Here is an 18,763-nt window from a genome sequence, read left to right on the forward strand (position 1 = left end):
CAGGCGCGCGGGCGGCGAGGCCTGGGGCGCCCCGGTTCCCGGTGGCTGGCGCAAATGCTTTGATCATCTAACTAATTGCGGTATGATGCAGGGGATGAGAACGAAGGATGAGAAGGAGGGAGGGCTGATGGACGGTTCCGCCAGGGATGCCGATGCCGTGTCCAAGCGGCGCGAGGAGATCGACGATCTGCTGTCCGGCACGTTCAACTCCATCCTGCGCATCGAGGAGCAGTCGCTCGACAACCGCCTGACGCACGGGCTCACCATCACCGAGGTGCACACCATCGTGGCCATCGGCCTGCACGAGCGCAACCCGATGAACGTGGTCGCGGCACGCCTGGGCGTGACGCTGGCCACCCTGACCACGGCCGTGAGCAAGCTGGCGGGCAAGGGCTTCGTTGAGCGCTCGCGCGCCGAGGACGACCGGCGCAAGGTGCTCGTGTCGCTCACCAAGAAGGGCCGGCAGGTGCTGCGCGCCCACAACCTGTTCCACCACCAGATGATCGACGAGGCGCTCGCCGGCCTCACCGAGGAGGAGGAGCGCGTGTTCGCCGAGGCGCTTTCCAAGGTGAAGGCGTTCTTCGACGCGCAGGCGTAGGCGCCCGCGCGGCACGCGGCCTGCTGCACGGGACATGCCGTGTGGGACATGCCGCGCGCTGCACATCCACGAATGTTTCACGTGAAACATTCGTTCGCGCGTACAAGTGTTTCACGTGAAACATCGTGACGGATGCCGTGTGAAAAGCGAGGGGCATCAAGACCGGCCAACCTCTGCGGGGCGGGGAGGGCGATGGTGCCGGCATGCCGGGCGCCCTGGTCGCCGTTCGCCATCCCGGTGCCTCGCGACGTGCGGGCGCGCAGAAATCGTGGAGCGGGCGCCGCAGCGCTTGCATTCGAAGGCTCCTCACCATACCATTACTCCCGTAGAAATACTTTGATTATCAAACTAAATGGCATGACGCGAAAGGAAGACCCATGGCTACCATCGACACCGTCAAGGAAGTGCTCGTCGAGAACCTCGACCTCGAGGCCGACAAGATCACCGAGGAGGCGACGCTCGAGTCGCTCGGCATCGACTCGCTCGACATGGTCGAGCTCATCTGCGACCTCGAGGAGAAGTGCGACGTCGAGTTCGGCGAGCCCGAGGGCATCGAGACGGTGGGCCAGCTGGTCGCGCACATCGACTCGCTGTAACACGCGTTGGCCGGGCCCCGTACGGGGCCCGTTTTGCCGCAGCCCGCACGGCGGGCGCTGGGAAGACGAGCGTCCCCGCGGGGACGGGACATGAAGACGAAGGGAACCGCGACCGTGAAAACGAGGATTACGGAACTGCTGGGCATCGAGGCGCCCGTCGTGCAGGGCGCGATGGCGCGCATCGCCGACGCGAGCCTCGCAGGCGCGGTGAGCGAGGCCGGCGGCCTCGGCATCATCGCGTGCGGCGGCGCGCCGCTTGCGTGGGTGGAGGAACAGGTGCGCATCGCCCGCTCGATGACCGACAAGCCCATCGGCGCGAACGTCATGCTCATGGATCCGAACGCGGGCGAGACGGCCGAGCTTCTGGCGAAGCTGCGCGTCGACGTCATCACGACGGGCGCGGGCAGCCCGGCGAACTACCTGCAGATGTGGAAGGACGCCGGCATCAAGGTGGTGCCCGTGGTGGCCTCGAGCGCGCTCGCGGCGCGCATGGAACGCCTCGGCGCCGACGCCGTGGTTGCCGAAGGCACCGAGGCCGGCGGCCACATCGGCGAGCTGACCACGATGGCGCTCATCCCTGCGGTGTGCGACGCCGTGTCCATCCCCGTGATCGCCGCCGGCGGCATCGCCGACGGGCGCGGCATGGCCGCCGCCTTCGCGCTGGGCGCCGAAGGCGTGCAGGTAGGCACCCGCTTCCTCACGGTGGAGGAGTGCACCATCGCCGACGCGTACAAGGAGCGCGTGATCGCCGCCAAGGACGCCGACACCATCGTCACGGGCCGCGGCAGCGGGCATCCCGTGCGCTGCCTCAAGAACAAGTTCGCCCGCACGGTGCGCAAGCTCGAGGGCGACGTGGCGGCCAACGGCGACGAGCTGGAGGCCATGTACGTCGGCTCGCTCAAGCGCGCCGTCGAGGGCGACGTGGACAACGGCACCATGATGGCGGGCCAGTCGGCGGCGCTCGTGCGCGAGCGCGCGACGGCGGCCGAGGCGATCGCCTCCCTAGTGGCCGAAGCCGAGGAGCTGGGGGGACTGGGGCTCGAGGCCCTGGCTGCGCGCAACGCGACGCGCGGGGAAGCGCGATGATCGGGCCGGTGCCCGCGGGCGCGCCCGTGCTCATGCTCTCGGGCCAGGGCTCGCAGAAGCCCGGCATGGGCGCCGACCTCATGGATCTGCCCGAGGTGCGGGAGACCTTCGCATGCGCGTCCGACGTGTTTGGCTTCGACGTGGCCGACCTTGCGTTGAACGCCGAGCCCGAGAAGCTGAACGACACGCGCAACGCCCAGCCCGCGCTCGCCGCGCTGTCGGTGGCCGTCGCCCGCGCGCTCATGGCGCGCGGCGTGGAGCCGGCGGCGGTGCTGGGCTTCTCGCTCGGCCAGATAAGCGCGCTCGCCGTGTCGGGGATGCTCGCCGACGAGGAGGCGTTCGCGCTCGTGAAGGTGCGCTCGGAGCTCATGGCCGAGGCCGCCGCCGCGCATCCCGGCGCGATGAGCGCGCTGCTGAAGGCCGACGAGGAGAACGTGCGCGCGCTCTGCGAAGAGTGCGCCGAGGGCGACGTGCTCGTGCCCGCGAACTTCAACTGCCCGGGGCAGATCGTCGTCGCCGGCACGCCGGCGGCCGTCGAGCGCGCCGAGGCGGCGTGGGCCGAGGCGGGGAAGCGCTCGTCGCGCTTGGCCACGTCGGGCGCGTTCCACAGCCCGCTCATGGCCGACGCGGCCGCAGGGCTCGACGCGTACCTCGAGGACGTCGCGTTCTCCGAGGCGCGCATCCCGCTCGTCTGCAACGTCGACGCCGCGCCGCTTGCCGCCGCCGACGCGCGCGAGCACCTGGTTCGCCACCTCACGAGCCCCGTGCGCTTCCAGCAGAGCGTCGAGGCGCTCGCCGCGTCCGGGGCCGACACGTTCGTCGAGGCGGGCTTCGGCGGCGTGCTCGCGAACCTTGTGAAGCGCATCGACAAAGCCGCGACGCGCGCCTGCGTGCAGGATCGCGCGAGCTTCGACGATTTCCTGGCCGCCCAGGCCGCAACCGATACCGAATAGGAGCGACGGGACCCCTATGACCAACGTTACCGAAACCCCGCGCCGAAGCGCGGTCGTCACCGGCTCGAGCCGCGGCATCGGCCGCGCCGTGGCCGAGGAGCTCGCGCGCGCGGGCTTCGACGTGTGCGTTAACTGCTCGAGCGAGCGCGGCCTGTCCGGCGTGCAACAGCTGGCCGACCAGCTGGCCGCCGAGCACGGCGTGCGCGCCATCGCCGTGGCCGCCAACGTGGCCGACGCCGCCGAGGCCGAGGCGCTCGTCGCGGCGGCCCATGAGGCGTTCGGCCGCGTGGATGTGCTCGTGAACAACGCGGGCATCACGCGCGACGGGCTCATCGCCCGCATGAAGGAGGAGGACTTCGACGCGGTCATCGACGTCAACCTCAAGGGCACGTTCAACTGCTGCAAGGCGGCGGCGCAGCGCATGATGAAGCAGCGCTACGGGCGCATCGTGAACCTGTCGAGCGTCGTGGGCGTGGCGGGCAACGCGGGGCAGGCGAACTACGCCGCGTCGAAGGCCGGCGTCATCGGCCTCACGAAGTCGCTCGCCCGCGAGCTGGCCGCGCGCAACGTCACGGCGAACGCGGTGGCGCCGGGCTTCATCGCCACCGACATGACCGACGCGCTGTCGGAGAAGCAGCGCGAGGCTATTCTGGGCCGCATCGCCGCCAAGCGCCTCGGCGCGCCCGAGGACGTGGCCGCGCTCGTCCGCTTCCTGGCGAGCGAGGAGGCGGGCTACATCACCGGACAGGTTGTCTGCATCGACGGAGGTATGTCGCTATGAGCGAGAACAGCACGAACGCGGGCGCCACGCGCCGCCCCGACGGCACGCATCGCGTGGTCATCACCGGCATGGGCGCCGTGTCGCCCGCAGGCGTGGGCGTGGAGGCGCTGTGGGACGCGGTCATGGGCCGCGCCTGCTGCATCGGCCCGGTGACGCGCTTCGACACGGCCGACTACGACGTGCACCTCGCCGCCGAGGTGCACGACTTCGACCCGGTCGAGCACGGCATCACGAAGAAGGAGGCGCGCCGGTTCGAGCGCTTCGTGCAGTACGCTATCGTCGCGTCCGACGAGGCGATCGCCCAGTCCGGGCTCGACCTCGAGGCCGAGGACACGACGCGCATCGCATGCGTGTTCGGCACGGGCATCGGCGGCATCGACGAGCTGCAGAGCGGCTTCTTCACGCTGGCCGAGAAGGGGCCGAAGCGGGTGAGCCCGCTGTTCATCCCCACGATGATCGGCAACATCGCGGCCGGCAACCTCTCCATCCGCTACGGCTTGCGCGGCGAGTGCCTGAATGTGGTCACCGCCTGCGCCACCGGCGCGCACTCCATCGGGGCGGCCGTGCGCGACATCCGCCACGGCTACATCGACGCGGCCTTGGCCGGCGGCTCGGAGGAGAGCGTATCGCCCATCTGCCTGGCCGGGTTCGCGAACCTGGGCGCGCTGTCGAAGGCCGACGACCCCTCCCAGGCCTCGCTGCCGTTCGACGCGCGCCGTGCCGGCTTCGTGGCGGGCGAGGGCGCGGGCGCGGTGGTGCTCGAGTCGCTCGAGCACGCGCTCGGCCGCGGTGCGACGGTGCTCGCCGAGATCACGGGCTTCGGCTCCACCGGCGACGCCTACCACATGACGGCCCCCGAGCCCTCGGGCGAGGGCGTCGCGCGCGCCATGCGCCAGGCGCTTGCGGAGGGCGGCTTCGCGCCGGAGGACCTCGGGCATCTGAACGCGCACGGCACCGGCACGCCCGCCAACGACGCCACCGAGTCCAAGGCGCTCTTGGCGCTTTGCGGCGAGGAGGCGGGGCGCGCCGTTCCGGTGACGTCGGTGAAGGGCACGACGGGCCATACGCTCGGCGCCGCCGGCGCGATCGAGGCCATCGTCTGCGCGCTATCGGTCATGAACGACTGCGTGCCGCCCACGGCCGGCTTCGCCGAGGCCGACCCGGAGTGCCCGGTCAGCGTCGTGACGGAAGCCAAGACGGGCTACCCGCAGAAGGTGGCCCTGTCGAACAGCCTCGGCTTCGGCGGCCACAACGCTTCTCTGGCGCTATCGCCGTTCTGCGAGCGGCGATAGCTGCCGACGCTGCGGCCGTCTGCGGCACCCGATCTCGCGGCGAGGCCGAGGGCTCGCGTACCCAAGTACGCCACGCCCTCGCCCTCCCCGCGATCTCGGGCACCGCAGGCGCCCTCGCTGACCGACTAGCGCCAACCTGTGAGTTCGTTATGCGCCTTTCAGGCGCATGGCGCGCAAAGCGCGCACCGTTGAAAGGAGCCATCATGGACATCGAGTATCCCTGCGGCAAGGACGTCGTCGAGGCGGTGCTGCCGCATCGCGACCCGTTTTGCTGGGTGAGCCGGGTAGTCGCGTGCGAGCCGGGCGTCGAGGTGACGGCCGAGCTCGACGTGGACCCTGCGCTGCCGCTGTTCAAGGGACACTTCCCGGGTCATCCGGTGCTGCCGGGCGTCGTCATCATGGAGGCGCTCGCGCAGGCGGCCTCGTTCTGCATCCTCGTGGAGCGCGGCGCCGAGGGTTCCATCGGGTTCCTCACCGGCATCGACGGCGCGAAGTTCCGCCGCCAGGTGGAGCCGGGCGAGACGCTTACCCTGAAGGGGCGCATCGTGAAGTCCTCGTCGCGCCTGTGCGTGGCCGAGGTGGAGGCGAGCGTCGACGGTGCGGTGTGCGCGACAGCCACCCAGAAGTACGTGCTGGCGAAGGCGGAAGCGCAGGCATGAGGCGCAGGTGTCCCGAGGCAAGAGGCAAGGAGCATCCGATGAGGCAACGCAAGCAGAACTACATCACGCTCTCCTGCGACGGCGAGGTCGTCCCGCAGCGCGGTGCGGCAGCCCCCGCGCCGGAGTCGGCCGACGTCGCCTACCGCCTGTCGCGCATGGTGGAGGAGGCTGCGGCTGCGCTGCCGCTCGCCCCGAATGCGCTCGAGGCGGCCGACGCGTCCGAGTACACGGCGGTCGCCCCGGGCGAGGCCCAGGCCAGCTCGCGGGCGCGCGTCGCGGCCGATGCGCAGGCCGGCGCCCCCGCGACGGCCGCCCAGCCCGTGGCGCTCGTGATGGCCCGCTCCAAAGCGGCCAAGCGCCTGCTGCAGGCCGTGGCCGATGCGGGCTTCTGTGCCTGCGCCGTGTACACGCAGGACCGTCGCGGGGAAGGGTACCTCAAGGCGGCTCAGCGCACGGTGTGCTTGGGCGAGCGCTACTCCGACGCGCTCTTCGGCAACGGCCATGCCGTGCTGCAGGCGGCGGACGAATGCGGCGCCGCAGTGGTGCTTCTCTCCGACGAGGCGCTTCCCCTGGCCGAGGTGGACAGCTTCCTCGCCCGCGCCGCCGCGCGGGGCGTGCGCGTGTTCCGCGCGATGAGCCCGGACGCGCCGGCCCTCGGCTGGATACTCTGCTCCACCGACAAGCCGCCGCTCGACGACGGCACGTGGCGCACCTGCCAGCGCTGCGGGCTCTCGTTCGACGAGGCGAGCCTCGCATCGGGGCACTCCACGTGCCCGTCGTGCGGCGGCTACTTCCGCATGTCGTCGGCCGAGCGCATTGACGACACGCTCGACGCGGGCAGCTTCGAGGAATGGAACCGCTCCGTGCCCGAGACCGATCCGCTGGGCTTCCCGGGCTACGGCGGCAAGCTGGCGGCGCAGCGCGCCAAGACGGGGCTCGAGGAGGCCGTGCGCACGGGCGAGGGCCGCATCGCGGGTCTGCGCGTGGCCGTGGGCATCATGGAGTCGCAGTTCTTCATGGGCTCCATGGGCTCGGTGGTGGGCGAGAAGCTGTGCCGGCTGGTGGAGCGCGCCACCGACGAGCGCCTGCCCGTCGTGATCTTCACGGCCTCGGGCGGCGCGCGCATGCAGGAGGGCCTCGTGTCGCTCATGCAGATGGCGAAGGTGTCGTGCGCGCTGGCACGCCACGGCGAGGCGGGGCTGCCGTACCTCTCGGTGCTCACCGACCCCACCACGGGCGGCGTGACCGCGTCGTTCGCCATGCAGGGCGACGTGGTCCTGGCCGAGCCGGGCGCCCTCATCGGCTTCGCGGGCCAGCGCGTCATCAGGGACACCATCAAGCAGGAGCTGCCCGAGGGCTTCCAGACGGCCGAGTTCGCGCTCGAGCACGGCCTGATCGACGCCATCGTGGAGCGCTCGGAGATGCGCTCGACGCTCGCTCACCTGCTGGCCATCCACCTGGCCACCGCGAGGTCGAACCGCGGCGCGCACGAGCCGGGCGACTGCGCCATCCTCGTGGACTTCCAGACGGTGCGCGACAACCTGGAGCATGGCACCGACACGTACAACACGGTGACGTACGGCCTGCTGGAGCCCGAGGGCGGCCTGCCGTTCGGCGAGTCGTCCCCCTGGCGTCCGCGCCGCGCCCAGCAGCTGCTGGGCGGCCTGGCGGGGCGCCTGGAGCGGAAGGCCTCCGGCGCCGTGTCGCCAAAGCGCCTGGGGAAGGTTCTCGCCCGCGGCGGCTTCGACGCCGAGGGTGGCGCTTCGCTCGAGGTGAACGGGGCGCCCGCTGACATCTCCGCCGCCGCGGCCGTCGATCCCGGCAACCGCGCCTGGCAGAGCGTGCAGCTGGCGCGCAACGTGCACCGGCCCACGGCGCGCGCCTACATCGACGCGTTCGTTGACGGCTTCATCGAGCTGCACGGCGACCGCTCCTTCGGCGACGACGCGGCCGTGGTGGCGGGTGTCGGCTGGATCGGCGGGCGGGCCGTGACGGTGATCGCGCAGGAGAAGGGGGCCGACCTGAAGGAGCGCATCCGCCGCAACTTCGGCTGCCCGCAGCCGGAGGGGTACCGCAAGTCCCTGCGCCTCATGCGCCAGGCCGAGAAGTTCGGCCGTCCCGTCGTGTGCCTCGTTGACACGCAGGGCGCGTTCTGCGGCATGGAGGCCGAGGAGCGCGGGCAGGGCAACGCCATCGCCGACAACCTGCTGGCCCTGGCCGGCTTGCGCGTGCCCGTGGTGAGCGTGCTGGTGGGCGAGGGCGGAAGCGGCGGGGCGCTCGCGCTCGCGCTGGCCGACCGCGTGGCCATGCAGGAGCACGCGGTGTACTCGGTGCTCTCGCCGGAGGGCTTCGCGTCCATCCTCTGGAAGGATCGCACCCGCGCCCCCGAGGCGGCCGCCGTCATGAAGATGAGCGCCGCGGAGGCGTGCCAGATGGGCATCGTGGACGCCGTGCTCTCCGAGGGTCCCGCCCCCGCCCACGAGAACCCGGAGGCCGCCGCCGAGCAGGTGCGCGCCTACGTGAGCGCCGCCCTGGCCGAGCTCGCCGAGCAGCCGACGGAGGCTCTGCTGCAAGCCCGCTACGAGCGCTTCGCGAAATTCTAACGGCCGCCCGGCCGGGGGGGGGCGTGACAGGGGGACGGGGATAATGTCACGCTCCCGAACGTCTTGCGCAGCCCTGTCGCACAGGGGAGCGTGACATTATCCCCGTCCCCCTGTCACCTGCTGCCATGCCCGGATCCTCGCTACCCCTGCAAAAGGTCGATCAGGTCCTCGCGGGTGAGGCTGGCCAGCGAGACGCCGCCTGCGCCGACTATCTGCTCGGCCAGATCGCTTTTCGCCTCCTGGAGGCGCATGATGCGCTCCTCGATGGTGCCCTTCGCGATGACCTTCTGCACGCTCACCACCTTATCCTGGCCGATGCGGTGCGCGCGGTCGGTGGCCTGGTTCTGCGCGGCGGCGTTCCACCAGGGGTCGGCATGCACGACCACGGAGGCGCCCGTGAGGTTGAGGCCGGTGCCGCCCGCCTTGAGGGATACGAGGAACACGGGCGTGTCGTCGGCGTTGAAGGCGTTCACCAGCGCCAGGCGGCGCTTCTTCGGCGTGGCTCCCGTGATGGTGAAGTAGCCCACTCCTGCGGCGTCGAGCCGTTCCGCAATGCGGTCGAGGAAGCTGGTGAACTGGGAGAACACGAGCGTTTTCTCGCCGGCGTCCCGTGCGGAGGACACGAGCTCCATGATGGCGTCGAGCTTGGCCGCGCCCTTCTCGTAGTTCTCGTAGAGCAGGCGCGGGTCGCAGCACAGCTGCCGCAGCTTAGTGAGCTCGGCGAGCACCTCCACCTTGCGCTGGTCGAAGCTGCGGTCGTTCTTGTTCTTGCGCTGCGCGGTCAGCTCCTCGCGTAGCCGCTGCTCGTGCGCGGCGTACAGGCGCTGCTGCTCGCCTTCGAGCGGAGCGTACACGATGGATTCCAGCTTGTCGGGCAGCTCGCGCAGCACGTCGGTCTTCAGGCGGCGCAGCATGAACGGCCCTGCGATGGCCTGCAGGCGCCGTGCCGCCTCCTCGTCGCCGCCTACGATGGGCAGCTCGAAGCGCTCGCGGAAGCGGTTGTACGGTCCCAGAAGGCCCGGCATGAGGAAGTCGAAGATGCTCCAGAGCTCGCTTAGGCGGTTCTCCATGGGCGTGCCGGTGAGCGCGAAGCGGTGGCGCGCCCGCACTCGCTTGACGGCGCGCGTGGTGAGGGTCGCCGGGTTCTTGATGTACTGCGCCTCGTCCAGCACGCAGCAGAACAGTTCGTGCTCCGCCCAGGCGGCTGCATCGATGCGCAGGAGGTCGTACGAGGTCACGAGCACGTCGCACCCGCCGCCTTCGAAGGCCTCGCGCCGCGACTGCACGCGCTCGCGTTTCGTGCCCGCCACGGCACGCACGTCGAGCTCGGGCGCGAACCGCTCGAACTCCGCGAGCCAGTTGTACACGAGCGACGCGGGGCACACGATAAGGGAGGGGCCGACCGTGCGCGCCTCCTCTCGCCGGGCGAGCAGCAGGGTTATGAGCTGCACCGATTTGCCGAGGCCCATCTCGTCGGCCAGCACGCCGCCGAAGCCCGCGTCGCAGCGCGCCGAGAGCCAGCGGAAACCCTCGGCCTGGTAGGGCCGCAGGACGCCTGCGAGCGCCGGCGGCACGTCGTAGGCGCGCTCGTCGGCGGCGCGGAAGCCCTCCACGTAGCGCGTGAACGAGCGGTCGCGCGCAAGGTCGGCCTCCTCGTCGAGGTAGAACGCGCGGTAGGCGGGCAGCTCCACCGAGCCTGCGGCCAACTCCTTGGCCGTGAGGCCCAAGTCGGCTGCGAGGCGGTCGAGCTGCGAGAGGTCGAAATCCTGCAAATCGAGGAACATCCCGTCGCGCAGCCGGTGGTACCGCTTGCGCTTGCGGTAGCTCGCCAGAAGCGACGCGAGCTCGCGGGCGGGCAGGTCGCCCGAATCCACCGTGAGGTTGACGAGGTTGCCCGCGAGCGACACGCCGAGCGTTACGCGCGGCTTCTTGTCGCGGATGAGGCGGTCGAACGCGGGCGTGGTGAACACCGTGCCCAGCGCGCGGAACTCCGCCAGGCCGCCGAACAAAAGCGCGCCCACGGCCTCGTCGTCGGCGAGGGGAAGGGTGGCGTCCACCGCATCGAGGTACCTCGCCGCCAGCTCGCCCGCACGCGCCTCCAGGCGCTCGTCGCGCAGCGGGCCGGAGGGCTTCGGCGGGGTTTCCGTCTTCCTCGCCGCCGCTTCCGTTCCCGTGCCTGCTTTCGGCGCGCCCGCCCCTTCCCCCTGCGTCTCGAAACCGAACAGCAGATGGCGCACCTCGCCATAGGCTGCCCAGGCGTCGCAGGTCACGCGCGTGTCGTCGCGGTCGAAGAAGAACTCAAGCTGGCAGGGCACGGGCTTGTACGCCTCGATCTGGGCGGGCAGGTCCACGTGCAGGTGCCGCTCGATGGCCGGCAGCGCCGCCGCGCAGAACAGAGGCATGTCGGCCTCGGCCACGTAGAGGTCGCTCTCGCTGCTGTCGTAGACGTTGCGCAGGAAGTCGGCGCATTGGGCGAACTCGGGCGAGCAGTTGTGGAAGAGGCCGTCCTTCCACACGTAGAGGCGCTCACCCTGCGCGGCCAGCGCCAGAAAATCAGTGCGCTCGACGAAGTAGCCGCCCCGATCGGCGGGCCTCAGGGCGACGGTGATGCGCGGGTCCTCATCGACGATGCGGGTGCGCATGGCTCGTCGCGCGCCGATCTCGTCCTCGTCCATGGCGAAATCCCGACCGGCCAGGAGATCGAGCAGCTCGACGGCCTCGGCATCCGTGAGCTCCAAGTCGCGCCCAACCACGTTCGAGGAGCGGTAGCGCCAGTACGCCGCCGCGCTCGTCTGCTCGCGCAGGGCCACGGCGCGGTCGAGGAAGCGCGCAATGTGACGGGCGTGCTCGGTGAGCTGGGCCGGCACATGGTGGAACGCGAGCTTCTTGCCGTAGGAGAAGAACTCGCCCGTGCGCATGCGCTCGACGAAGTCGGAGATGCCCTTCATCACATAGGAGCCCTGCGGCCCCGAAAGGCGGAAGCGCGCCGACCACGAGCGGTAGCCGCAAGCGAGCGTCGTCTCGATGTCGACGTTTCCGATTGCCTCCTGCGCGCCGGCCAGCCGCTCCGCGCGCTTCATGAAGTCCTCGATGCAAGCCGAGGTCGTGCGCGTGCGCTGCGCCTGGTAGCCGAGGAACCGCTGAGGTGCGCGGCTGTAGGAGAGCATCAGCGCCGCGCAGTGCTTGCACATGCCGTCGTGCTCGCGGTCGGCGGGGCAGGTGCAGGAATAGTCCAGCATGATGCCGCTGTCATCCTCGAAGCACACCGATGTGCGGTAGCGGTCGTCCCAGCCGCTGCTCGAGGCCACGAACGCGGAAAGCGTGATCTCGTCGCCATCGTAGCGCACCTGCTTCGTGAGGATGTTGCGGTCGGAGGCGGCTATCTGCTCCGCACGTGCAAGGGTGCGCGCGGAGCAGATAGCCGCAAGGGCGTTCTCCGGGATCATCGGTGCTTTCCCCACCTTCCTCTCCGAACGGGTGTACTAGTTCATCATACTACAGCACCGTCCGCGCGGGGGCGGCGGCCGGGGCCCGACGCGAAAACGGCATCGGGCTCGCAGTGGCCGGGTTGGATCGCGCAGCTGCGCCTCCATGGCCGCGCTATGCGCGTTCGCCGGGGGAGAGCGCCGCCATGGCCACCACGGCGCCGCTGAACCCGAGCGCGCTGACCGGTACGGGCGCCGCGATCATCGGTTCGCTGGCGGGGGGGGGGGGCTGTACGCGCCGGCGATCATGCCTCTTTCCGTTCGTCCGGGAGGATCCCGCCCTGTCAGAGCGCGACGCCTGCCAGCTTCCCGATAAGCTTGCGGTAGATGCGGTCCACGATCCACGGCTCGGTGGACACGGTGCAGACGTCGTCCAGATCGACCCACCGCACGCCGCTGTTCTCGTCGGGCTTGACGCGCAGCGGCTCCTCCGGCGAGGCCACCGCCAGGTACGTGACGTTCAAATGGAGGTGCGAGCCCACGTAGCGCCCGCGCTTCTCGTGGCCGTCCACGGTGAGCACCTCGAGCGAGAAGATGCCGCCCGGCCCGCTCGGCACGAGCCGGGCGCCGGCCACGCCCGTCTCCTCCTCGAGCTCGCGCAGCGCCACGCGCGCCAGGTCGCGCTCGCCGTCCGCATGCCCGCCGATCCAGCTCCACGAGTCGTAGAGGTTGTGGTACACCATGAGCGTGCGCTGCTTGGCAGGGTCGACCGTCCAGATCGAGCATGCCATATGCGCCGGTGCCGAGCGGTCGAACACGTGCGGGTCGTTCGCGAGCGCGCGCAGGATGGCCAGCCGGTCGACGGCCTCCTGCTCGTTGAAGGGCTCGTAGGCGCGTATGTCGTCGATGAGGGCCATAGGGGCATTGTACGCGCCCAGCGTTGGTGGTGCAACGGAGCTGGGCATACATAGTTCCCATCGTGATCAACCCGGTTTCTCGTCGGGAAAGTATCCCAAGATGTCCCCTGGCTCGCATTCGAGTTCTCGGCAGAGTGCGTTCAGTGTCGAGAACCGAATCGACCTCACCCTGCCCGTCTTGATGCGGGAGAGGTTGACCGGGGTGATCCCGACCCTCGCCGCGAGCTCGACGGTGCCTGCGCCGCGCTTTTCCATCATGCGGCCGAGCTTGGAGACGACGGCCATGAGCCCCTCCTTTCCGATCCGGGACAACGGGTGTTCGACGATACCGCTCCGGGTGTCAAATAGACCCCCAAAGTGGACTATTAGAGCAGCAGTGATGCGCAAACATGGGCGAATGCGCACATCGTCCGAAACGCAGAGGAGGCTCGGCCTTAGGATCAAGGACCTACGCGAGGAGCGGGGCCTGTCGCAGTACGCCTGCGCCCCCTTGCTCGGGGTGTCGCGGACCTATCTGGCCGACGTCGAATGCGGCAGGCGCAACGTGAGCCTGGCCACGCTCGATTCGATCGCCCGCGGGTTGGGCATCTCCCTGGAGGAGCTTCTCAAAGGCGTCTAGCGAGCAGGTCCGCCGCCTCCCCGAGGCGCGAGGCGCCCGAGCCCAGAACCTCCCTTCATCATCGCGTTGACGCGGAGGGCACCGAACGTGTCGAGTCCCTCGTTTTCCAGTCGCCCGCCGTACAGCTCCAAGCGCACGACGAGTCGCTCCAGTACGGCCTTCGCCTTGTCGGCGGCTCTCTCGGCATCCGCCGCCCCCTCCAGCTCGACCATGCTGCTCCCCTCCGCCGGACAGGGCGGAAACGATTTCGTCAAGGTCACTCACATGTGACTATGACGAATAGTCTAGCGCATACCCTTGGCACATGGGAGTGACACAGGACAACAAATACGAGCGGCTCGGAAAGTCGATCCGCGAGGAGCGCTTGGCGCAGGGCCTCTCGCAGCGCACGCTCGCGGGCATGATCGGCCAGCCCAACTCCCACACCTACATCACCCGCGTCGAGCAGGGGAAGATCAAGATCGGGCTCGAGCAGCTGGGAAGGATCGCGGACGCGCTCGGCGTGGAGGTGCGCGACCTGATCGATTTCTGACTGCGTCTCGGCTCGGTGCCAGAAACTGCGCAGAAGCGTTGAGATGGTGGGCATCTCGCCTGCCTCCGGCGCTTCGGGCATGCACGGGGCTATCCTCGGCGCCTCGTAGGCGGGCTCATGGGTTCGGTTGCCGCGCTTGGTTTTCCGGGAGTCCACGTCGATTCGGCTCGATTCCTCCTCCATCTCGCGTGCGTACCGGCCGATCTCCGGTTTGAGCGATTCGGATGCCGCCGGGCTCGCCTTCGCGCTGGCAAAGTCGTGCCTGACCGTCAGGTTCGGATACCCGCCATGCGAGCCTTCTTCACGGCCGTCATCGCCGCCGCGACCTCGCCGGCAGGGGGTGCTTTTCGGCATCAAATGCTCTCTTCGTCGGGCTCCGGCCTGAGACCATGCAGCCCGCCGTGTGCATCCGGCGGGCAGTCGTCGTAGCGAGGCGTTCGCCCGCATCGTCTCCGGCCTTATGTTCGCCGCGCTGCTCCGTGCTAGAATGACGTTCGCAGCTGTATTCCGCCGACGAAAGGCGCAGACGTTGAAGATAGCCATCAGTTCCTGCTTGCTGGGAGAGCCTTGCCGCTACGACGGGAGGTCGTGCCCGTCCGAGGCCGCCCGGCTCCTGCAGGGCTTGGACGGCGTCGAGCTCGTGCCCGTGTGCCCGGAGGTCTTGGGCGGCCTGCCGGTGCCTCGGCCGCCGAGCGAGGTCGATGCCGCCGAGCGCGTCCTGCGCGTGACGAGCGCGGAGGGCACGGACGTCACGGCCGCCTTCATGGTCGGAGCGCAGGCGGCGCTCAAGGCCGTGGGGGAGGGCGGCTGCAAGCTGGCCGTGCTGAAGGCGAAGAGCCCGTCGTGCGGATGCGGCCTGGTGTACGACGGCACGTTCTCCGGCGTGCTCGTTCCCGGCTACGGCGCCACGGCGCGCCTGCTGCGGACGGAGGGCGTGCGCGTGATCGACGAGGAGCAGCTGGCGGCCGTTCTCGCCGCCTCTGCCGTGCGGCGCCCCGGTGCCCTTCCGGCCCTGTTCGCCGAGACGTCCGCCGCCTGCCCCGTGCTCCAGACCGAGCGGCTCGTGCTGCGTGCCATCGAGCCGGAGGATGCCGAGGACGTGTTCGCCTACTGCTCCGATCCCGACGTGGGCGCCGACGCCGGCTGGCCCGTGCATCGCACGCTCGATGACTCGCGCGCGTTCATCGAGGCCGTGGCCTGCGAGCCGCACGTGTTCGGCGTGTTCGAGAAGCTTTCCGCCACCGGGACTGACGGGACTGCCGGTTCAGACGGCGCCGCGTCGGAGCTGCGCACGGGCCCCTGCATCGGCTCGGTCGGGCTCATCCCCGACCCGCAGCGGCGCAACGTCGATGCCCTCATGCTGGGGTACTCCCTGGCGAAGCCCGCCTGGGGCCGGGGCTACATGACGGAGGCGTCGCGTGAGGTTATCCGCTACGGTTTCGAGGAGCTGGCCCTCGGCCTGATCTCCTGCACGCATTACCTGTTCAACGACCGCTCCCGACGCGTCATCGAGAAGTGCGGCTTCGAACGCGAGGGCGTCATCCACGCCGCCGAGCCCGCCCCCGACGGCACCATGCAGGACCTGGCGACGTACTATCTGACGCGCGCGTCATGGGAGGCTGCCTCGCACGAGAGCGCGCGAAACGGCGCGAACCCGAAGCTCCGGCAATCCACTCAAGAGGTTCGCGCAGAATGACACGTTCAATGGTGCTGCCTGCTGGTTGCGCGAGGTGCTACGCATGTTGAAAAATGAATACTATAAGTGAAAAATGCACTATCCTGCATAAACTACCAGTCGCGCCCCATAGGGGCGCGTGGATTGAAACCGAAGGCGCACTTGATGACGAAGCGATCATGCGCGTCGCGCCCCATAGGGGCGCGTGGATTGAAACGGCCGGCGGGAGGGGCGCCGCGTGGCGCTGCCCCGTCGCGCCCCATAGGGGCGCGTGGGTTGAAACATGATGCAATCACTTACCATCTGCGGTAGCTGCTGGTCGCGCCCCATAGGGGCGCGTGGGTTGAAACCAGAAGATCGTGCAGGGCCCCCAAACGCTTTCCATGGTCGCGCCCCATAGGGGCGCGTGGGTTGAAACAAAAACACGTCGCCAACAGTCATTAAAGATATGGTCGCGCCCCTCGCGGGCTCGCGGGTTGAAACTGGGATTTCCGCAACGTGCCGACGAGGAAGCAGGTCGAGCCCTCACAAGCTCGCGGGTTGGAACGAGCGCTCCCACAGTGGTTTCTTGCAGAACTGGTTGATCATGGCGGGCTCTTTCGCGAAAGCGGCGCCGCATGCGTCGATGGACTGGACGGGTTATTTTCCTTCGAAGACGATGCGGTTGCCGAAGCTCGCCCGCCCGACTTCGCGCAAATGCTATGGCGCACTCCTCGACGGGCGGTTGCAGCGAGCGGCGAGCCGACTGGTGCGGTCCCTGCACTGGCAAGGAGGCTCAACGAAGGTTGGAGCTTGCGGCGACCTCCAAGCAGTTGGTCTATAATTCTCGTTCGTAGAAAAACGGGGGAAGGGAATCCATGGCATCGGAGAAGCAGCAGGCGGGGCGCGCCTTAAGGCGGTTGGCGCGGAGGAGCCCGCTTGTCGCCCTCGCCATTGCGGCCGTGCTCGTGGTCGGCGCCGCGCTCGGATGGTTCGGCGCTGCAGGCGGCGGGGGCGCGGAGGATGTCGCGCCGGACCGGAACGGCCAAGCGACTATCGCCCCCGTAGGGGACGGCCTCCAGCAAGTCCAGGTCGTGCGCGTAGTCGACGGCGACACGCTCAAGGTGAGCGTGCCCGGCGACGAGAACGCCACGGTGCGGCTCATCGGGATGGATACGCCGGAGAGCTTGGCGGCCGACGAGGCGCGCAACTGCGAGGAGGGCCGCATCGCCTCGGACTACGCGAAGTCGCTCGTGGCGCCGGGGCAGACGGTGTGGCTCTCGCGCGACGTCTCGGACGCCGACCGCTACGGCCGCCTTCTGCGCTACGTGTGGCTCGAGCGGCCGGACGACCCGGCGGATGAAGGCGGGATCGCGGAAAAGATGCTGAACGCTATCCTCGTACGCGACGGATACGCGCAGGTCAAGCGCTACAAACCCGACACCACGCTGCACGACCTCTTCCAGCGCTGGGGCGACGAGGCCACCGCCGACGGCAGGGGCGTGACCCACAAGTGGGCGTAGGCGGGACGCACCCCGAGCCGGACGCGGCGCCGCAGGAGCAGCCGGCCTTCTACGTGTACGTGCTAGCCTGCGCCGACGGCACGCTCTACACGGGCTATACGAACGATGTGGAGCAGCGCACCCGTGCGCACAACGCCGGCAAGGGGGCAAAGTACACGCGCAGCCGCACGCCCGTGGAAGTGGTGGCGCAGGCGCGCTTCGCCACGAAGCACGAGGCCATGAGCGCCGAGTTCCGCTTCAAGCACCTGTCGCGCCGCGCGAAGGACCGCCTGCTTGCCCGCGCCCGCACGGAGGGCTTCGCCGTCGTCCTCGCCGAGCTGCAGGAGGCCGCGAGCGCCGATGCGGGCGCTGCCGTCGATGACGGCGGGCATCCGGGCGGTAAAGCGTAGGGAGATGGCAGGCGCATCCAGTGCCCGATGCTGCTAGAATGGCAGGCGATACCCATCAAGCTTCCGCCCCGCGGCGCTGCGCGCCGCAGGGGTGCCCGCCGTCGAAAGGACCTTCCCGTGCTCGTGACCCCGCTTCCCACCGCCGACAAGAACGACTACCTCTCCGCGCGCATGCGCACTGCCTTCTCCTTCCTGCGCGAGGCCGACCTGGCGCGCCTTCCGCTGGGACGCGCGGACATCGACGGCGACGAGGTGTTCGCGAACGTTCAGGAGTACGACACGGTGCCCGCCGGCCAGAAGCAGATGGAGGCCCACCGGCGCTACTACGACGTGCAGTACGTGGTGGAGGGCGAGGAGGTGCTGCAGTACGCGCCGCTCGCAGGTCTCGCGCCCAGCGGGGAGTTCGACGAGGAGGCCGACTTCGGCCTGTTCGCCACGCCCGAGACGCCGAGCTCCATCGTGCTGCGGGCGGGGGAGATGGCCGTGCTCGCGCCCGAGGACGCCCACAAGCCGGGATGCGCGGTTGGCGAGCCGGGGCGCGTGCGCAAGATCGTGGTGAAGGTGCGGGCTTGACGGCCGGCGAGGATGCGCTCGTCGGGCAGCTTGCGCGCCTGCTGGAAGCGGAGCGCGACCGCTTGAGCCCACGTCGCGTGCTGGAGCTGCTGTCGCTTTTGCTGGGAGAGCGCGCCCAGGCGGGCGACGCCTCGCACTACGTCTACGAGTACGGCCGCCGCGCGGGCTACAGCCTGCCGGCGTACCCGCTGGACGGCAGCGGGGAGTTCCGGGAGTTCTTCGCCGAGGAGGGCGTGCGCAACGTGCCCGAATGGTACGAGCGAAAGCTCGGCGTGCCCCCGCAGCTCTACGCCCAGCTGCCCGCGCGCACCATCGTGGCGGTGCGCGACGCGGCGAACCGCCGCCGCGCGTTCGTGCTCGACGGCGTGCGGCATGCCCAGGACGCCGGGTTCGCGGGCCTGGCGAAGAGCGGCCTTTCGCGCACGCTGCCGCCGGAGGGGCTGGCCGAGCTGCTGGACGCTGTCATGGCGTACCTGCTGGGAGAGCCCGTGCGCGAGGGCCCCCGTCCGGGCGCCGTGCGGTTCGTGTCGCGGCTGTTCTAGGCGATGCGGACGGGCGCCCAT

19 protein-coding genes and 1 CRISPR repeat array are annotated in these 18,763 nt (G+C 69.7%); of the genes, 15 read left to right on the plus strand and 4 right to left on the minus strand.

What is annotated here, in order from left to right; translation table 11 throughout:
* Positions 1-127: 127 nt before the first annotated feature.
* The 8 genes from C1877_RS05310 (at position 128) to C1877_RS05345 (ending at position 8,568) form a co-directional block, all read left to right on the plus strand.
* Positions 128-598 (plus strand): MarR family winged helix-turn-helix transcriptional regulator, encoded by a 471-nt coding sequence (locus tag C1877_RS05310; protein ID WP_041239458.1) that lies wholly within the window; start codon positions 128-130, stop codon positions 596-598.
* 377 nt (positions 599-975) lie between these two features.
* The gene (locus tag C1877_RS05315; RefSeq protein ID WP_015539843.1) at positions 976-1,194 is read left to right on the plus strand and encodes an acyl carrier protein; all 219 of its coding nucleotides are present in this window, start codon (positions 976-978) and stop codon (positions 1,192-1,194) included.
* A 90-nt stretch (positions 1,195-1,284) separates the two neighbouring features.
* Positions 1,285-2,280, plus strand: coding sequence for a nitronate monooxygenase (locus C1877_RS05320; protein ID WP_114568604.1), 996 nt, complete (start codon positions 1,285-1,287; stop codon positions 2,278-2,280).
* Positions 2,277-3,233, plus strand: a complete 957-nt coding sequence (locus C1877_RS05325; RefSeq protein WP_114568605.1) for an ACP S-malonyltransferase — start codon at positions 2,277-2,279, stop codon at positions 3,231-3,233. The genes C1877_RS05320 and C1877_RS05325 overlap by 4 nt, the downstream gene beginning before the upstream one ends.
* 16 nt (positions 3,234-3,249) lie before the next feature.
* Complete coding sequence (gene fabG / locus C1877_RS05330) at positions 3,250-4,014, plus strand: 3-oxoacyl-[acyl-carrier-protein] reductase (protein WP_114568606.1); 765 nt, start codon at positions 3,250-3,252, stop codon at positions 4,012-4,014.
* The gene (gene fabF / locus C1877_RS05335; RefSeq protein ID WP_114568607.1) at positions 4,011-5,306 is read left to right on the plus strand and encodes a beta-ketoacyl-ACP synthase II; all 1,296 of its coding nucleotides are present in this window, start codon (positions 4,011-4,013) and stop codon (positions 5,304-5,306) included. Before fabG ends, fabF begins: the two co-directional genes overlap by 4 nt.
* Positions 5,307-5,509: 203 nt before the next feature.
* A complete protein-coding gene (gene fabZ, locus C1877_RS05340; RefSeq protein ID WP_015539842.1) occupies positions 5,510-5,965 on the plus strand; it encodes a 3-hydroxyacyl-ACP dehydratase FabZ in 456 nt (151 codons plus the stop codon).
* A gap of 38 nt (positions 5,966-6,003) precedes the next feature.
* Positions 6,004-8,568: an acetyl-CoA carboxylase carboxyltransferase subunit alpha gene (locus tag C1877_RS05345; RefSeq protein WP_114568608.1), complete on the plus strand. Its 2,565-nt coding sequence runs from the start codon at positions 6,004-6,006 to the stop codon at positions 8,566-8,568.
* A gap of 140 nt (positions 8,569-8,708) precedes the next feature.
* On the opposite strand, the gene C1877_RS05350 is transcribed toward C1877_RS05345, so the two are convergent.
* The 3 genes from C1877_RS05350 to C1877_RS05360 form a co-directional block, all read right to left on the minus strand.
* Positions 8,709-12,014, minus strand: coding sequence for a DEAD/DEAH box helicase (locus C1877_RS05350; protein WP_114568609.1), 3,306 nt, complete (start codon positions 12,012-12,014; stop codon positions 8,709-8,711).
* Between the two features lie 323 nt (positions 12,015-12,337).
* Positions 12,338-12,958 carry an NUDIX hydrolase gene (locus C1877_RS05355; protein ID WP_227155473.1) on the minus strand — a complete coding sequence of 207 codons (621 nt, stop codon included), beginning with the start codon at positions 12,956-12,958 and terminating at the stop codon, positions 12,338-12,340.
* A gap of 18 nt (positions 12,959-12,976) precedes the next feature.
* Complete coding sequence (locus C1877_RS05360) at positions 12,977-13,195, minus strand: helix-turn-helix domain-containing protein (protein WP_041239454.1); 219 nt, start codon at positions 13,193-13,195, stop codon at positions 12,977-12,979.
* Between the two features lie 112 nt (positions 13,196-13,307).
* Between C1877_RS05360 and C1877_RS05365 the strand changes: the two genes are divergently transcribed.
* Positions 13,308-13,529, plus strand: a complete 222-nt coding sequence (locus tag C1877_RS05365; protein ID WP_015539841.1) for a helix-turn-helix domain-containing protein — start codon at positions 13,308-13,310, stop codon at positions 13,527-13,529.
* Here C1877_RS05365 and C1877_RS05370 read toward each other — a convergent pair.
* On the minus strand, positions 13,526-13,741 hold the full coding sequence (locus tag C1877_RS05370) for a hypothetical protein (RefSeq protein WP_114568611.1): 216 nt from the start codon (positions 13,739-13,741) through the stop codon (positions 13,526-13,528). The genes C1877_RS05365 and C1877_RS05370 overlap by 4 nt on opposite strands.
* 92 nt (positions 13,742-13,833) lie before the next feature.
* Between C1877_RS05370 and C1877_RS05375 the strand changes: the two genes are divergently transcribed.
* The 6 genes from C1877_RS05375 (at position 13,834) to C1877_RS05400 (ending at position 18,742) form a co-directional block, all read left to right on the plus strand.
* Complete coding sequence (locus C1877_RS05375) at positions 13,834-14,061, plus strand: helix-turn-helix domain-containing protein (protein WP_015539839.1); 228 nt, start codon at positions 13,834-13,836, stop codon at positions 14,059-14,061.
* Between the two features lie 529 nt (positions 14,062-14,590).
* The gene (locus C1877_RS05380) at positions 14,591-15,757 is read left to right on the plus strand and encodes a GNAT family N-acetyltransferase (RefSeq protein ID WP_114568612.1); all 1,167 of its coding nucleotides are present in this window, start codon (positions 14,591-14,593) and stop codon (positions 15,755-15,757) included.
* Positions 15,758-15,855: 98 nt separating this feature from the next.
* Positions 15,856-16,154: a CRISPR direct-repeat array (repeat unit 32 nt; unit sequence GTCGCGCCCCATAGGGGCGCGTGGATTGAAAC).
* Between the two features lie 439 nt (positions 16,155-16,593).
* Positions 16,594-17,238: a thermonuclease family protein gene (locus tag C1877_RS15455; RefSeq protein ID WP_015539838.1), complete on the plus strand. Its 645-nt coding sequence runs from the start codon at positions 16,594-16,596 to the stop codon at positions 17,236-17,238.
* Entirely contained in the window at positions 17,229-17,627 is a 399-nt protein-coding gene (locus C1877_RS05390; protein WP_083809066.1) for a GIY-YIG nuclease family protein, read from the plus strand. Before C1877_RS15455 ends, C1877_RS05390 begins: the two co-directional genes overlap by 10 nt.
* A 117-nt stretch (positions 17,628-17,744) precedes the next feature.
* The gene (locus C1877_RS05395) at positions 17,745-18,200 is read left to right on the plus strand and encodes a NanQ anomerase/TabA/YiaL family protein (RefSeq protein WP_041239452.1); all 456 of its coding nucleotides are present in this window, start codon (positions 17,745-17,747) and stop codon (positions 18,198-18,200) included.
* On the plus strand, positions 18,197-18,742 hold the full coding sequence (locus C1877_RS05400; protein WP_114568613.1) for a hypothetical protein: 546 nt from the start codon (positions 18,197-18,199) through the stop codon (positions 18,740-18,742). Before C1877_RS05395 ends, C1877_RS05400 begins: the two co-directional genes overlap by 4 nt.
* The last annotated feature ends 21 nt before the right edge of the window (positions 18,743-18,763 follow it).

The organism is Gordonibacter pamelaeae (assembly GCF_003340385.1).
Lineage (GTDB): Bacteria > Actinomycetota > Coriobacteriia > Coriobacteriales > Eggerthellaceae > Gordonibacter > Gordonibacter pamelaeae.